The sequence below is a fragment of the Halomonas bluephagenesis genome (genome assembly GCF_054790765.1).
Genome location: NZ_CP133631.1, coordinates 2,878,769 through 2,892,602 on the forward strand (window position 1 = coordinate 2,878,769; position 13,834 = coordinate 2,892,602).

Genomic DNA, 13,834 nt, shown 5'->3' on the forward strand with positions numbered 1-13,834 from the left:
CGGAGTACGTACATTGGTAGCCGAGTGGGATATTCTTTCTCTTTCCTGTACCAAAACGGTTTAATTTTAATAAATATGTTGAGATGAGCCGAGGGCCTATTGACGTTTCACTCATTGCCGCGCTGGTGCCCGTTTTTATTCGCGGCGAGGCAGGAGGCGAGAGGTTTGGTTATTCCAAATCAACGACGACTAACGCCGCCGCGAGTAAAACGGGCCCAGCCCTTCGGGTTGCATCACAAAGCGCGCCATACGGCGTTGCAAAACTTGAAAAGGGAACCCACCTGTCCTGCGTTTTGCGCCTTGTCTGGCGCGCTTTGTGGTGCAATGCGGTTCACGATGAAGAGTCAACAGGCCCTCCTGAAGACTGGAGTAAAGTGATAACTCTCTTTTCAGCTGCGCCAAGACACAGTTGGCATAGCTACGCGATATGTTCCTACCCTGGCTCAGATACCCCATACTTTCTATCAAAAGATTGTGCATCGTTTAGTGTGAGCCCTTCATTGCGAATTGGAAAGTTCAGAAGTCTTTTCGACGTTATATGGTTGTGATGGCCTAACGTTCTAAAAAAATGCATGATGAGCTGAATATTCATGTGTCTATCATCCTGCCAGAGGCATTTTGGTTATGCGGGTACTTAAGCGGGTTCAGCCAACACCCGAGCAAATCACTATAGTCAGGCGGATTCAGACCGGAACTTCGCTCATTCGCGGTGCTGCCGGAAGTGGCAAAACAACTACTGCGTTGCTGGCGCTTAGGGCTGCGACAGGCGCAGCAGTAAATCAACTGCGTAACGATAATCGATTGCCAGCAAACGTATTAGTACTCGCTTTCAACAACTCATTGCGTAGCTATTTACAAGTCGTTGCTGAAGATGAAATGGCGGATTATGCGGGCGATGTGCGCATGTATATTTCGACTTTCGATAGGTGGGCAATAGACACACTAAATACATCAGGGATGAATAGCGCGAATGAAGCACGAAGCTATCTTAGCCGACTTGCCATTTCATTTCCCCGCGACACATCATTTGTTGTAGACGAGGTTGAGTATTTGCTGGGAAGGCTTCCGCCTGAGCGTCTGGATGAATATCCAATGATCAGGCGTAGTGGTCGCGGCGGATCTCCTGCGATGCCGAATGATGTGCGCAAGAAATTGCTAGATGAGGTTGTAGTTCCCTACCTTGAGTGGAAGCAATCGAACGGTGTTAGAGATTTCAACGATCTAGCCGTGGATATGATGCGAGCCGAACCTGAATTCAAGTATGACGTGATCGTTGTTGACGAGGCGCAGGATCTTTCCGCCAATCAACTACGCGCGGTTGTCCGCCACGCTGCAGAAGACGCTACTATCACAATCGTTACAGACTCAGCACAACGAATATATCCACGAGGAGCACCTTGGTCGGAAGCTGGTATTGAAATAGTACCCACACGGAGCTTTAGGCTAAACATAAATTATCGAAATACTCGTGAGATTGCGACACTCGCTGCCTCGCTCTCTGACGGAATCAATATAGATGACGATGGGAGTCTTCCCGATCCTGGGGCCTGCCAACGGAATGGTCGACTACCAACTTTGATACTTGGTAAGTTTGGGCATCAGTTAGCCTATGTGGTTGACCGTCTTCGACATATCGATCTGGAGAGAGAGACCGTCGGTTTTCTCCACCTCAAAGGTGGTGGTTGGTTTGATGATGTAAGAGCGGCACTGAACTACAACGGGTTTGTTTTTTGTGAACTACAGGGAGCGCATGTATGGCCGGCGGGGGCAGCGAACATTGGACTTTGCACTCTCCATAGCGCCAAAGGGCTAGAATTTGATCATGTATTCATGATTGGCCTTGCTGCTCAGCATGCCTCTTACGGAAAAGCTCTTGATGATGACCGGTACGATACGCACCGGAGGTTGATCGCGATGGGGATTGGGCGTGCTAGACAAACTGTGATTTTGGGAACTAAACCGGGCGAGCATCTGCCGCTACTCCAAGCAATCCCAGCCGGTACAGTGGAGGTAGTTAAATTATGAGCGTAGCCGAAACTGTCGCAGTCAGGGGCATCAGTGAAGTAGTTCACTTCACGACTAACCACGGATGTCTTGGAACACTTTATACGCAAGCTCTGCAGTCACGCGCTCGATTGCAAAACGACGAAATGGTGAAGTACCTGTTCGCAGCAAACGCCGAATTGCGTCGCGATATTGAGTATCTTGACCATATCAGCTTATCTCTGGAGCATATCAACACTAGTTTCTACCAGATCAGTGCTGGAAAATGGCATCGTGAAGAGCCAATATTTTGGTGTATTCTCGCGTTTGATCCAGTGGTGCTTACCCACGAGGGTGTTGTCTTTGCATCTACGAATAATATTTACACGTCTGTCACAAGAGGTGTAGGAACAGCTGGACTATCTAATCTTTTCTCAGATTGCGTTGTCCGTTGGAGTAATAACGTAGTGAAGCGAAATCATACAACTAGGCTCTGTTACCCAACGTGCTATCAAGCCGAAGCACTGTACCCGAAATCACTTTCGACTGACTATTTACAAAGAATTTACGTCAACACTCACGATGACCAGTCGGAAACAATCGGCTTCATCAAGGCCACATTCCATCGCGATGTTGATGTAATCGTGGCTCCTGAAAAATTCGGAGTTAGGCCGCTTTGAAAATGGATCGCAAAAAACAGAACAGGTTATCTGCTGAATGGGCTGCATATGGTGACGCACTTGGATTTATGACAGAGCTTGCGGATGCTAGTCGTGTGCAATACCGCATTGGGGCGGATGAAGTTCAAGACACTGTACCTTGGAAGAGAAAAGTCGGTGGGTACAGTGGAGTAAAAGTAGAGCTGCCTGCCGGTACGTATTCAGATGATACGCAGTTGCGTCTAGCTACGTCGCGAGCAATTCGTGGCGACGGGGCATTCAATGTTGCTGCGTTCGCGAAAGTTGAGTTACCGGCATGGGCGAATTATGCCCTAGGGGCTGGGGTTGGATCGAAGGAGGCGGCGTCGAACCTCGCTCGAACGTCAGCTACTTGGTATTCAAACTTTTTTGATAGCAAAAAAGCGACCTATATTAGTGTTGGAGGAAACGGTGCTGCCATGCGCATACAGCCACATGTTTGGGCTGCGCCGGATCTTCACAATTTAAACAGTATTTTTCTGGATGTCATTAGAAACTCTGTATGTACTCATGGGCATGTCCGAGGAATAGTAGGGGCTTGTTTTCATGCTAGTTCTCTTAGCTTCGCGTTATTGAACGGCGGAGCCGCTAATCTAGCAGAGCTAAAAGTAATGGTTAATCAATTACGATCAGTTGTGGATGTCGTAAATAATGATGGCGATCTTCGCATGTTTTGGCTAAGTGTTTGGTCAGGGTGCAATAAGATATCGTTCGAAGAGGCAGTCGCGCAGGTAGTCCAAGAGATGTTGGATGATATCAACATACTTGAACCACTTGGTGAAGGCATACTTGAAGATGTTTATCCTCAAGCGGTTAATGCGCTTGGAGGGCTTACGCCGTCTTCACGAGGATCGGGTACAAAGACAGCAATACTTGCTTCCTTTGTAAGCTTGCTCGCTGATACTTCAGCCCCCAAAGATGCTCTACTAAAAATTGTCAATGTTTTTGGATCGGATACCGACTCGATCGCAACGATGGCGGGGGCGATTATAGGGTCTTGTACCGATCAAGAATGCGAAGGGGCAGTTCAGGACAGAGATTATATTCGGGTTGAAGCTGAACGACTCACACTAATAGCGAAAGGGGGTGAAGCATCGTCCTTTCGCTATCCAAATCTCAGGTCTTGGAAGCCTGCAAGGGCTGCCGTTGATTCAATTGGCATTATCGACGGACATCTATGGTTGAATGGAATAGACCGTATCGAAGCAATTTCCTCTTCACCAGTTGCAAAGATCAGTGGCGACTTGATTGGCTGGGTCCGTCTTTTTTTTGGGCAGACCATTCTGGTGCGATCCCGCTCAGAGCCTCGTAATATAGCTCGGGAGAGAGTCTCCAACGAATTGAACCTTGAAAAATCAGAGAGCCGCTTCGCTGCTGAACCCCCAGACAGACTACGAGACTTGTTCGAACAGGATGAAGGACAGAAAGTATCAAATGATGGCCATGGAAAGGTCGTCACTTCTGGTTTAGAAGGGCTTACTCTAAACGAGATGTTACAGAAAATTATAGGCGGCGGGGTTTCGCCTGAAATGATAGGTCAAGCGCTGCTCCAACAAGTTGATGAAGGGGGTAATGACTTTGTAGAGCGTGGTATTGCTTTGACCTCTAATGTTCTGACCGCATATGAAGCGCGAGTTAAAAGACGCCGGAAATGATTTGTGTCAAATGCAGCTGTTTCTGCACGCCACAATCAGTATATTCGCAGCAATTGGAAGTACTACCCGATCATACTGGTTTTGCTACCCTTTCCTTGCGCATCAGCGAGCAAAACACAACTGGTATCGGTACATCGACACAATCACGATGCTGATAATGGCAAGCTCACCTTCCTGCGATAACGAATACAGCGTTAGCCCCAGTGCACTAATATCACCCGCTGCGGTTGCCAGCACTGGAAAGCGCTTTCGTGTTGGGTGTGGTGTTGATAAATGGGCAGACAACATATAGCGCCGCTGAGCATGCAGAGGGCGATCCCATAGAAAGCGCTTTGCTCAGGCACTTGGCCAAGGAAATGAAGTTGCAAGGCAAACCCTAATCCGCGTCTAAACCCAATAGCAGGCCCTCTCTGGTGCCGCTATTCATCCGCGCTTTGTTCGGCTTACCCCCGCCCGCCGTTAACCAGATGGCGGGTAGGGCAATCATCACGCCTAGCCATACCCAGCCATTGGGTCGCTCGCCCAGGAAAATCAGCGAAAGCCCGAGGGCAATAGTGACCATTGCGACAGCGCTAACAGGCACCACGATGGCGAAGGGGCGCCCGCGATAATCCTGGTAAAGCAGCCACGCCCCAAGGGCGGAGCCGATGCCCACCAGCGTGCCCCATATCCACACGTGCGGCTCCCAGGTGGAAAAGAGCAGTGCGCCTGCAAAACGGACAAGCGCGCCGCCCAGATGAGTGTAAAACGCAATATTAAGCGGCGGGTAAAAACGGGCGAGTAAACCATTGATAAAATGCATACTGCCGAGTAGCACCATGGCGCTTAGCGCAAGGGCGATAGATATGCGGGCTCTTGGTCACGATGATAAGGGAAGGGCCAGCATAGAAGCCGCTAACATGCGGCTAGAAACTCGATTAGGTCATGGTCGCTATGAGGAGTTGTGATGATCAGAGGGGCGGATATCTCCATTGCCCAACTTCGCGCGCTGCTTGCCGTGGCGGAAGCGCAGTCTTATACCCATGCGGCGGAGCGCCTTGGCGTCAGCCAGTCGGGGGTGAGTCATTCCATGCAAGCACTGGAGAAGCTAGCGGGTGGCCCGCTGATTAAAAAGCCCAGAAGGGCTGGTGACCACTGCGCTAGGAGAGTTAGTGCTTACTAGCGCCAGAAAGGTGGTAGGTGAGCTTCAGGTATTAAACCAGCAGGTGGAGCAGTTTCATAACGAGGCGGATGAAGCGCTGAAAATTGGCGTTATTCTCAGCGCGTTATCTGGCTGGTTGTCGCCTCAGCTTGCGAGCTTCACGAGCCGCTACCCGGATGCCATCAGCCTTGTTCTGGAAGGCATAGAAGAGGAAATAAAGGAGTGGGTGGAAAGCGGCGTGATCAACATGGGCGTCACAACCGATGTCACCCAGTTGAACCTCACCTACTGGCTTGAGAACTTTGAGTGGCAGCTATTAAAGAAGGACGAGATTGTTGCCGTGCTGCCTGAAAGCCATCCACTCAGTAAAGAAGCCAGCGTCACGGTGGCGGAACTAGCGGAACACCCCCTTATAATGTCGTCAGGCGGTTGTGAGGCGCTGATCCAGCAGATATTTGCTCACTCGTTGGAGGAGGTTGATACCTTCCAGGTCGATTTTTGTGTGCGCGATACGTGGACGTTATTGCAGATGGTTGCTGGCGATGTCGGTGTTAGCTTGGTTCCTACCTTGGCTTTAAGCAATAAGCCAACGGCTAACGTAGTGACGCGGCCGCTATCACCAAGGCGCGACCGGAACCTGATTGCCTTTTGGCCTAAACGGCAGCCGCTTAATCCCGTGGGTAAGCAGTTCTTGAAGGAGTGTTGGTGATCAACCAGGCAGAAAATAAGAGACGATAGCCATCTCTTTATGAGGAATGCCGATTATCTCAATGCACCCTTGGCCAATCAGGTAAAAGATAACGTGCTGGCCCTGGGGGTAGCTGTAATAACCCTCGCTGATATCCGAGCGATGTTTTCCTAGCAGGGGATTTTCTGGGAGCCAGTGAAACCGTTTTTCAAAATCCCTTAGATAGGTATTCCGTTGGTTCTTGCCCCACTGCCATTCCGTATAGCGACCGATATCTTTTAAATCGTCTCTTGCTCTCGGTGTGATACGGAACCTGGGCATTACGTTTCGCTATCCAAGTCGTTGATTAATGCATCCATTGAGAAATCGTCCACGAATTCACCGGCGCTAGCCTGCTTGGCACCTTGGGCTAGATGTGTACGTAGCGCCTCAAGTTTACTTTTGCGTTCCTCCATGGAGCGTAGCGCATCACGCACAACCTCACTTGCGGAGCCGTAGCGGCCACTGGCGACTTCGTTTTTGATAAAGACTTCCCAGTGCTCCCCTAGGCTAAGACTGGTCGTTGCCATGATGTGCTTCCTATGTTCAAAAGTAACAAATATGAATATAGGTATGGCTGGCAAGAATGACAAGAGGGCAGCCCAAGTGACTGTCCTTTCTGTGTAGTCACGATTCTCTATCCGATTAAGGCATCCATCGGAAAATCGTCCACGAAATCCCCGGTACTCACTTGTTCAGCCCCTTGAGCGAGGTGTTTAAGCAGCGTCTAAAATCCATTTTCAGGTAACTCAGTAGCTATGTGCGTTACTATCAGCACCTGTTATTCACGAAGGAATCACCCATGGCCATAGGCGGCTTGATAGGGTTACTGGATGACATTGCCGCATTGGCAAAGTTGGCCGCAGCATCATTGGACGATGTGAGTGCCGCCGCTGGGCGAGCAACGGCGAAGGCGGCCGGGGTGGTGGTGGATGATACGGCGGTGACGCCGCAATATTTGCAGGGGGGGACAGCGGAGCGTGAACTGGCGATTGTGAAATAGATCGCGCTGGGGTCGATCCGCAATAAGCTGGTTTTGGCGCTGCTGCTCTATCACTTTTTGCCCGCGCTATTGCCGATCATCCTGCTGGTGGGTGGCACCTACCTAGCCTTTGAGAGGGTGCGGAGAAGACAGTTGCTATTCACGGCTACGTGCGCGAGCGCCAGCTTTGGCAAGAACGCGGCGTGTTAGCACCGCTGGCTGGAAAGCTGTTATTCACGCAGTATTTTCGTTTTTCATCCCCTTCAACAGCGGCAGGTGTACTGGTCGGCGGAAGCGCCAATGGCCGATTCGTCTGGAAAGGTGAGAGTGGTAAAGCCCTGAAGGCTACTCAAAAGGCGTGCTAGGCAAACATTTAAGTATTGGTGGTGCCCATCGGTCAAGCACTCGGCATCTTGGTTGTTGAGTTCAATGATTCTTAAATAAGCTCACTAATAGTGATCAAAATTTATTTCAGGTAAACCTCGTATTCACTGGACAAGGTTACCCAAAGCCGTAATATGTTCACTATGAGTGAACAAAAACCATCGAAGATAAACCATCTGTTAGCTAGCCTGGAAGATACGGATTTAGTCTCCAGTCGCTGGCTGCAGGCGCATGGCTATTCGAGAAGCCTTGTGGCGCGCTATGTCTCCAGCGGTTGGCTGGTGTCACCGGCGCGTGGCGTCTATCTGAGAAAAGGAGGGCGGCTACAGTGGCAGGGCGTACTGCGAAGCCTGCAAGAGCGTGAGGGCTTGGCGTTATACGTTGGTGGGCGCTTCGCGCTGGCAATGCATGGGTACGAACACTATCTGCGGCTGGGCGAACCTGCCACGATAACGCTTTACGGGACTACTCGGCCACCAGGTTGGCTGAGCCAGTTGGCTCTGCCTGAGAGATTTGTATTCTGCGGCAAGCCTCCCTTTGTTTGGCCGTTTACTGCAGATTCTCAAAAGGATCACTTACTCGAGCAGGGGCTGAAACGGCAAGAGATGCTTTCTGGTGCGGGAACCATCGTTTGTTCGACACCGGAGCGCGCGATACTGGAACTGTGCGATAGCCCCACCTGCGCGGCGATGGTCTATGAAGCCGATGCGCTTATGCAGAGCTTGGCAACACTGAGCCCAAAGCGCATGACGGCGTTGCTGCGCCATTGCAACAGTATCAAGGCCAAACGCCTGTTTCTCGCCTTGGCGGATCGATACCAGCATGCGTGGTTGCGTCGCCTATCGTTGGATGAGGTGGATCTCGGCAGTGGCAAACGCGTGCTGATACCCGGAGGACGTTTGCACCCGATTTATCAGATCACGCTACCGAGGGACTTGGATGAGCACTTGGGATAAACGCTACACCGACCGCGTACAGCTGCTGGTAGATATTCTCCCGTAGAGCCGCGCTTTGCATTGAAAGGCGGAACGGCGATCAATCTGTTCGAGCATGATCTACCTCGGTTATCGGTGGATATCGATCTTACCTGGTTGCCGGCCCACGGTTTCGCCGAGGATGCCGCTGCGATTGATAAGGCGCTGACAGCGCTGGCTGATACATTACGAATTCAATCAAAAACAATGCATGTGCAACCATCGGCGAGCCAGGGTAGTCAAGGTAGCACGAGACTGATTGTCAGGCGCGGAAGGTCGCTGGTACAGATTGAGACCACGCCAGTCATGCGTGGAACGGTGCATCCAGTGCGTGAGATGGATGTTCGGCCTGTGGTAGAGGACGCGTTTGGATTCGCTTCCGCACAAGTGCTGAATTTTGCCGATCTCTATGCAGGGAAACTGGCAGCAGCATTATCGCGTCAGCATCCACGTGACCTATTTGATGTAGGACTATTGCTGGATGATGAACGAGCCGATAAGGCGCTGTGGTACACCTTTTTGGTTTACCTGACGTGTAGTCCAAAACCTGCTTGGGAAATGCTTGAGCCGCAGATACCTAGGGACTTTGAAGACATTTTTCAGGCGCATTTTAAGGGCATGACGGCGGCGCACGTCGCTGCGCATGAGCTATTGGAATATCGGAAGAGGCTACTGATGCGCATTGCTGAGTGGATGGATGAGCCTTCTCAAGCGTTTCTGTTTTCCGTCGAAGATGAGCAGCCGGATTTCGAACTGATTGGGCTGCCTCAGGCTCTCGAACTACCCGGCGTTAAGCGCAAGTTGCAGAACCTGGGGCGGCGTTCCGAGGATAAGCGTCGGGCAGATAGGCTTCAATTAGAACAAGCTTTGACGCGGCTTCCTCCGAACTGACTCCATCGAGAGCCTTCAGTATGGTGAATTGAGCACTACGCACCGGTCACTGATACACCCCGTCAGCGTCTGGTATTGTAAAAGGTAACTCGGCAACTGACTCTGCACAAAAAAGAGGAGGCGTTATCCAATCAGGACGTACGCTTGGCAAACATTTAAGCAGGGCAGTCGTTAAACTATTTTGGCTCATTCAGGCAGAAAATATGAAACGATATCCATCTCTTTGTGAGGAATGCCAATGATTTCAATGCATTCCTGGCCGATTAGATAAAAGATAACGTGCTGGCCCTGAGGGTAGCTGTAATAACCCTCGCTAACATCCGAGCGGTGCTTTCCCAGGTGGGGATTTTCTGCGAGCCAGTGAAACCGTTTTTCAAAATTCTTCAAATAGGTATTTCGTTGGTTTTTGCCCCATTGCCACTCCGTATAGCGGCCGATATTTTTTAAATCGTCTCTTGCCCTTGGCGTGATACGGAAGCTGAGCATTACGTTTCACTATCCAAATCGTTGATTAATGCATCCATCGAAAAATCATCCACGAATTCACCTGCTCTCGCTTGCTCTGCGCCTTGGGCTAAGTGAGCTCTAAGCGCTTCAAGTTTGCTTTTGCGCTCTTCCATTGCACGTAACGCATCACGCACAACTTCACTTGCGGAGCCGTAGCGTCCGCTGGCGACCTCGTTTCTGATAAAGACTTCCCAGTGCTCCCCTAAGCTAAGACTGGTCGTAGCCATGATTCTCTTCCTATATTCAAAAGTAACAAATATGAATATAGGTATGTTTGACAAGAAAGACAAGACTCCTCAAAAGCTCTCTGACTAGCCTATGAGCTGAATATAATTCATAATCGGCTCATAATATGATCTGAATAGGCGGGGTGATCGGCTCATGTATATCTGGGAACAGCGCAACTGGCCGCATTTTGAGTGGGATGAATCCGTTCTGCGGCCTACGCTGGACGCCGTGCGGCTACTGCAGGGCCGGGTGCTGGGTAAAACCGAGGCGGCCCACGGTCAGGCTGAACTGGACGTGGAGATGGATGCGCTGATCCAGAATGCTATTCGTACCAGCGAAATCGAAGGTGAGCGTCTGGACGTTGGCTCTGTGAGGTCTTCCGTTGCTCGCCAGTTGGGCATTGAGCAGGCCGGTATAGCTGGCAGAACAACACCAGAATCCGAGGCGCTGATAGAACTGTTGCTGCAATCCACGCGTCAATTGGATGAGCCGCTTACCCATGAGTGGCTGTGCCTTTGGCAGTCCATGCTGTTTGTGCAAGGCCCCGGTTTGCTTGGCAATGTACGAGTAGGCGAGCTGCGTGGGGATCACCCCATGCAAGTGGTGTCGGGGAGGCTTGATCGGCCTACCGTTCATTTTGAAGCGCCACCCCGTGGGCAGTTGGAGGCTGAGCTGGATGCCTTTATTACTTGGTTCAACCAGCCGCCTCAGGGGCTTGATGGGCTGGTTCGCGCTGGCATAACCCATCTATGGTTGATTACCTTACACCCCTTTGATGACGGCAACGGTCGCGTTACCCGTGCGGTGACCGATCGCGCGCTTGCGCAAGCAGAGCGTCAATCCGTGCGGTTCTATTCCTTGAGCGCGGCCATCATGGCGCGCCGCCACGCCTACTACGATCACCTCGAAAGCGCTCAGAAGGGCAGCCTAGATATTACGCCGTGGTTGTTGTGGTTTCTGGACACGCTGAAGGAGGCGCTTGAGCAGGCGCTGTTAAGAATCGACCGTGTGTTAATGAAAGCCACCTTCTGGCAGCGCCATGCCACCACTGTGCTGAACGAACGGCAAATCAAGGTGCTGAACCGCTTGTTGGATACAGCGGGGGAGGAGTTTGAGCAGGGCATCAATGCTCGTAAGTACCAATCGTTGGCCAAAGTGAGCAAAGCCACCGCAACGCGGGACTTGGCCGAGCTGCTGGAAAAAGGTTGCCTCTACAAGCTACCCGGCGGCGGGCGTAGTACGCGTTATTCGGTGTTACTTGGACAAGCTTATAAAGGTACGCAGTAAGCAGTGGACTTTGTCAGTGAGGCCATATCGCTTGCAATGAAAATCGACCTATAGCAAGTGAATGCCTTTGCCTCAAAGCACTTTGAAGGTAACTCACCCGCTGTATGCTTTACTATCAGCACCTGTAATTCACGGAGGAAGCATCCATGGCCATAGGTGGCTTGATAGGATTACTGGATGACATTGCCGCATTGGCGAAGTTGACCGCAGCATCACTGGATGATGTGAGCGCTGCCGCTGGGCGTGCGACGGCTAAGGCGGCCGGGGTGGTGGTGGATGATACGGCAGTGACGCCGCAGTATTTGCAGGGGGGGACAGAGGAGCGTGAACTGGCGGTTGTGAAATAGATCGCGCTGGGGTCGATCCGCAATAAGCTGGTTTTGCCACAAGCTGGTTTTTAGCCCACCAGTAGCGCTGCCGATGTGCCATTGCGTTTGCCCATTCGGCTTCTTTTGTCATCTGAAATAACTCCCTCACGTCACCCATGAGCCGAACATATATCTTATTCGGCTCGCAATATGAGCTGAATAGGCTGAGTAATCGGCTCATGGATGACTTCGGGGCAAGTTTGAAAGCGTGGTGAGCACTAAGGATATGAGAGCTAAGAGTTACGCTGTTTCTAAGCCATCAACAATAAACACGCGATAGTCGGCACCCTGGAAACGGTGTTTGCGGGCTTCCTGATAGGCGGGGCTTTCGTACCAGGCGCGGGCGGCGGCCATATCGGGGAAGCGTAGAATCACCGCACCTTCCATGGCGCTTCCTTCTAGCACCTCAAAATCACCATAAAAGGCGAGTGGTTGTGGGTCGTGGCCTTCGCGGGCGGCTTTGGCCTTTTCGCTGTAGCGCTTCATTTCTTCGTTGTCGTGAGTGTGTTCACGGGTTAGTACGATGTAGGCGGGCATTCGGCTCTCCTCGTAGGTATTCAATGCGCTATGCAATCATACCTGTTGTTGGTTGGGCGCTGTCCACTTGCTCTCAAAACCTTGCTCTCAAACCCCTGCTCTCAAAACCTTGCTCCCAAAGCCCCATTAGCAAGCCACCTACCTATTCGATTGCCTTGTTAGCATCTGTCGGTATCATATTGGTGATGCTGTCCATCATTATGGCCTTTTACCGCGAGCTTCTATGACCCAATCTAAAACACCTTTCATTGTGGTACTGAGCTTGGCATTGACCATGATGCTGGGCCCGTTTTCCATGGATACGTACCTGCCGGCCTTTCCGGTTATCGGCGAATCGCTGGGGGGTTCTCAGCAGGCGGTATCACTGAGCGTTTCAGTGTATATACTCGCGATGGCGTTTGGTCAGTTAATCGGCGGTGCGCTTTCAGACCGCTTCGGGCGTCAGCGGGTGTTGATGAGCGGCCTGGCGATTTTTGCGCTCTCAAGCATTGTCATTGGTATGGCGGATTCCTTAAATACGCTGCTCGTCGGGCGAGCCGTGCAGGCCCTTGGCGCCGGTTGTACCCTGGTATCGGTGCCGGCGCTGGTGCGTGACAGGGTGTCAGGCCGCGAGGCCGCGAAACTATTTTCGATGATGGGCTTGATCATGGTGCTGGCCCCGGGTATTGCGCCGAGTGTAGGCAGCGCTATTCTGGCGTTTGGTTCCTGGCACACTATCTTTTTCGCCTTGGCGGTATACGCGGTGCTGCTGGTGCCGTTGTTGGTGCGGGTGCTCTTTACCGGTACGGGCAAGGTGTCTCGCGTGAAAAGCCCTAAGATGAGCCTGCTGGCGCGTTACAAGCTGGTTCTTTCGACAAAACCGGCCCTGCCGTTCATCGTTTGGCAGGCTGCCTCTTTTTCTACCCTGATGATGTTTATCACCTATGCGTCATTTATTTATCAGGGGCATTTCAGCCAGTCGCCCTCGGCTTTTTCGATGCTGTTTGCGGCGAATATCGTCGCCATGCTTATCTTCAATATTCTCAATCGAATACTGCTTTCCAGGTTGCCGTCGCTGCGTATCCTGCAGTTGGCAACGGGCTGTCAGGGAGTCGGCATACTATTTTTGGTGATGGCTACCTTTATGGAGTGGCCGCTTTACGCCTTCTTGCTCGCCATGATGCTGACCATTGGCTCGATAGGGGCGATCTCGCCAAATATTCAGGTCTGCTTTTTGGAGTTCTTTCCCACCAGTAGTGGAACGGCCGCAGCGCTTCTGGGCGCAGCTCAGTTCGGTGTTGCTGGGCTTTTGAGCGCATTGTCCGCTATGTTGCCGCATACGCTTGAAGCGGTCATTCTGGCCATGGCCGCCTGTGGCTCGGTGGCGTATCTGATGCTTGCCCGCTCTATTATCAAAGGGCGTGCCTCTGCTTAGGCGCCTTAGGTTAGGTGGCGTGTCCTTGCCAAAAGCCTCGTGTTATCTAAAACATAAT

17 protein-coding genes and 2 pseudogenes are annotated in these 13,834 nt (G+C 51.6%); 12 read left to right on the forward strand and 7 right to left on the reverse strand.

All coding sequences use genetic code 11. The features are described 5' to 3' along the window. Positions 1-624 precede the first annotated feature (624 nt). From REH51_RS12945 to REH51_RS12955, 3 genes are read left to right on the forward strand one after another with little or no spacing between them, the layout of a single operon-like run. Positions 625-2,025: a UvrD-helicase domain-containing protein gene (locus REH51_RS12945; protein WP_009722241.1), complete on the forward strand. Its 1,401-nt coding sequence runs from the start codon at positions 625-627 to the stop codon at positions 2,023-2,025. After that, on the forward strand, positions 2,022-2,663 hold the full coding sequence (locus REH51_RS12950; protein WP_009722242.1) for a DarT ssDNA thymidine ADP-ribosyltransferase family protein: 642 nt from the start codon (positions 2,022-2,024) through the stop codon (positions 2,661-2,663). Before REH51_RS12945 ends, REH51_RS12950 begins: the two co-directional genes overlap by 4 nt. A 2-nt stretch (positions 2,664-2,665) precedes the next feature. Further along, positions 2,666-4,336, forward strand: a complete 1,671-nt coding sequence (locus REH51_RS12955) for an ADP-ribosylglycohydrolase family protein (protein WP_498937755.1) — start codon at positions 2,666-2,668, stop codon at positions 4,334-4,336. 102 nt (positions 4,337-4,438) lie between these two features. Here the strand turns inward: REH51_RS12955 and REH51_RS12960 are convergent, their stop codons facing one another. Both REH51_RS12960 and REH51_RS12965 read right to left on the reverse strand, forming a co-directional pair. Continuing rightward, positions 4,439-4,624, reverse strand: a complete 186-nt coding sequence (locus REH51_RS12960) for a hypothetical protein (RefSeq protein ID WP_234667875.1) — start codon at positions 4,622-4,624, stop codon at positions 4,439-4,441. Positions 4,625-4,712: 88 nt separating this feature from the next. After that, positions 4,713-5,138, reverse strand: a complete 426-nt coding sequence (locus tag REH51_RS12965) for an EamA family transporter (RefSeq protein ID WP_009722246.1) — start codon at positions 5,136-5,138, stop codon at positions 4,713-4,715. A gap of 144 nt (positions 5,139-5,282) precedes the next feature. Between REH51_RS12965 and REH51_RS12970 the strand changes: the two genes are divergently transcribed. Together REH51_RS12970 and REH51_RS12975 are read left to right on the forward strand one after the other, a co-directional pair. Further along, positions 5,283-5,498 carry a helix-turn-helix domain-containing protein gene (locus tag REH51_RS12970; protein ID WP_009722247.1) on the forward strand — a complete coding sequence of 72 codons (216 nt, stop codon included), beginning with the start codon at positions 5,283-5,285 and terminating at the stop codon, positions 5,496-5,498. Beyond that, positions 5,488-6,186: a LysR family transcriptional regulator substrate-binding protein gene (locus tag REH51_RS12975; RefSeq protein ID WP_009722248.1), complete on the forward strand. Its 699-nt coding sequence runs from the start codon at positions 5,488-5,490 to the stop codon at positions 6,184-6,186. The genes REH51_RS12970 and REH51_RS12975 overlap by 11 nt, the downstream gene beginning before the upstream one ends. Here REH51_RS12975 and REH51_RS12980 read toward each other — a convergent pair whose 3' ends face one another. Together REH51_RS12980 and REH51_RS12985 are read right to left on the reverse strand one after the other, a co-directional pair. Next, entirely contained in the window at positions 6,187-6,486 is a 300-nt protein-coding gene (locus REH51_RS12980) for a type II toxin-antitoxin system RelE/ParE family toxin (protein ID WP_498935993.1), read from the reverse strand. Beyond that, positions 6,486-6,734, reverse strand: a complete 249-nt coding sequence (locus REH51_RS12985; RefSeq protein ID WP_009722250.1) for a type II toxin-antitoxin system ParD family antitoxin — start codon at positions 6,732-6,734, stop codon at positions 6,486-6,488. The genes REH51_RS12980 and REH51_RS12985 overlap by 1 nt, the downstream gene beginning before the upstream one ends. Positions 6,735-7,006: 272 nt before the next feature. Here REH51_RS12985 and REH51_RS12990 point away from each other — a divergent pair. The 4 genes and pseudogenes from REH51_RS12990 to REH51_RS13005 all read left to right on the forward strand — a co-directional run. Further along, a pseudogene (locus tag REH51_RS12990) lies at positions 7,007-7,396 on the forward strand (DUF808 family protein). Further along, positions 7,357-7,551: a DUF4357 domain-containing protein gene (locus REH51_RS12995; protein WP_009722252.1), complete on the forward strand. Its 195-nt coding sequence runs from the start codon at positions 7,357-7,359 to the stop codon at positions 7,549-7,551. The pseudogene REH51_RS12990 and the gene REH51_RS12995 overlap by 40 nt, the downstream one beginning before the upstream one ends. Before the next feature lie 162 nt (positions 7,552-7,713). Beyond that, on the forward strand, positions 7,714-8,526 hold the full coding sequence (locus REH51_RS13000) for a type IV toxin-antitoxin system AbiEi family antitoxin domain-containing protein (RefSeq protein WP_498935995.1): 813 nt from the start codon (positions 7,714-7,716) through the stop codon (positions 8,524-8,526). Between the two features lie 48 nt (positions 8,527-8,574). After that, positions 8,575-9,435 (forward strand): annotated as a pseudogene (locus REH51_RS13005) (nucleotidyl transferase AbiEii/AbiGii toxin family protein); the annotation flags it as partial. A gap of 186 nt (positions 9,436-9,621) precedes the next feature. Here REH51_RS13005 and REH51_RS13010 read toward each other — a convergent pair. After that, a complete protein-coding gene (locus REH51_RS13010) occupies positions 9,622-9,921 on the reverse strand; it encodes a type II toxin-antitoxin system RelE/ParE family toxin (RefSeq protein WP_009722255.1) in 300 nt (99 codons plus the stop codon). Continuing rightward, complete coding sequence (locus REH51_RS13015; RefSeq protein WP_009722256.1) at positions 9,921-10,169, reverse strand: type II toxin-antitoxin system ParD family antitoxin; 249 nt, start codon at positions 10,167-10,169, stop codon at positions 9,921-9,923. The genes REH51_RS13010 and REH51_RS13015 overlap by 1 nt, the downstream gene beginning before the upstream one ends. Positions 10,170-10,323: 154 nt before the next feature. Between REH51_RS13015 and REH51_RS13020 the strand changes: the two genes are divergently transcribed. Beyond that, complete coding sequence (locus REH51_RS13020; RefSeq protein WP_009722257.1) at positions 10,324-11,457, forward strand: Fic family protein; 1,134 nt, start codon at positions 10,324-10,326, stop codon at positions 11,455-11,457. A gap of 146 nt (positions 11,458-11,603) precedes the next feature. After that, entirely contained in the window at positions 11,604-11,804 is a 201-nt protein-coding gene (locus REH51_RS13025) for a DUF808 family protein (protein WP_009722258.1), read from the forward strand. Between the two features lie 261 nt (positions 11,805-12,065). On the opposite strand, the gene REH51_RS13030 is transcribed toward REH51_RS13025, so the two are convergent. Further along, on the reverse strand, positions 12,066-12,362 hold the full coding sequence (locus REH51_RS13030) for a DUF1330 domain-containing protein (RefSeq protein WP_009722259.1): 297 nt from the start codon (positions 12,360-12,362) through the stop codon (positions 12,066-12,068). A 223-nt stretch (positions 12,363-12,585) separates the two neighbouring features. On the opposite strand from REH51_RS13030, the gene REH51_RS13035 reads away from it, so the two are divergent. Beyond that, a complete protein-coding gene (locus REH51_RS13035; RefSeq protein ID WP_498935997.1) occupies positions 12,586-13,776 on the forward strand; it encodes a multidrug effflux MFS transporter in 1,191 nt (396 codons plus the stop codon). Positions 13,777-13,834: the final 58 nt, after the last annotated feature.

Bases quoted from the DNA above. Each gene is read 5' to 3' on its own strand.
- REH51_RS12945 (WP_009722241.1), top strand. From the start codon at position 625: ATGCGGGTACTTAAGCGGGTTCAGCCAACACCCGAGCAAATCACTATA.
- REH51_RS12950 (WP_009722242.1), top strand. From the start codon at position 2,022: ATGAGCGTAGCCGAAACTGTCGCAGTCAGGGGCATCAGTGAAGTAGTT.
- REH51_RS12955 (WP_498937755.1), top strand. From the start codon at position 2,666: ATGGATCGCAAAAAACAGAACAGGTTATCTGCTGAATGGGCTGCATAT.
- REH51_RS12960 (WP_234667875.1), bottom strand. From the start codon at position 4,624: ATGTTGTCTGCCCATTTATCAACACCACACCCAACACGAAAGCGCTTT.
- REH51_RS12965 (WP_009722246.1), bottom strand. From the start codon at position 5,138: ATGCATTTTATCAATGGTTTACTCGCCCGTTTTTACCCGCCGCTTAAT.
- REH51_RS12970 (WP_009722247.1), top strand. From the start codon at position 5,283: ATGATCAGAGGGGCGGATATCTCCATTGCCCAACTTCGCGCGCTGCTT.
- REH51_RS12980 (WP_498935993.1), bottom strand. From the start codon at position 6,486: ATGCCCAGGTTCCGTATCACACCGAGAGCAAGAGACGATTTAAAAGAT.
- REH51_RS12985 (WP_009722250.1), bottom strand. From the start codon at position 6,734: ATGGCAACGACCAGTCTTAGCCTAGGGGAGCACTGGGAAGTCTTTATC.
- REH51_RS13000 (WP_498935995.1), top strand. From the start codon at position 7,714: ATGAGTGAACAAAAACCATCGAAGATAAACCATCTGTTAGCTAGCCTG.
- REH51_RS13010 (WP_009722255.1), bottom strand. From the start codon at position 9,921: ATGCTCAGCTTCCGTATCACGCCAAGGGCAAGAGACGATTTAAAAAAT.
- REH51_RS13015 (WP_009722256.1), bottom strand. From the start codon at position 10,169: ATGGCTACGACCAGTCTTAGCTTAGGGGAGCACTGGGAAGTCTTTATC.
- REH51_RS13020 (WP_009722257.1), top strand. From the start codon at position 10,324: ATGTATATCTGGGAACAGCGCAACTGGCCGCATTTTGAGTGGGATGAA.
- REH51_RS13025 (WP_009722258.1), top strand. From the start codon at position 11,604: ATGGCCATAGGTGGCTTGATAGGATTACTGGATGACATTGCCGCATTG.
- REH51_RS13030 (WP_009722259.1), bottom strand. From the start codon at position 12,362: ATGCCCGCCTACATCGTACTAACCCGTGAACACACTCACGACAACGAA.
- REH51_RS13035 (WP_498935997.1), top strand. From the start codon at position 12,586: ATGACCCAATCTAAAACACCTTTCATTGTGGTACTGAGCTTGGCATTG.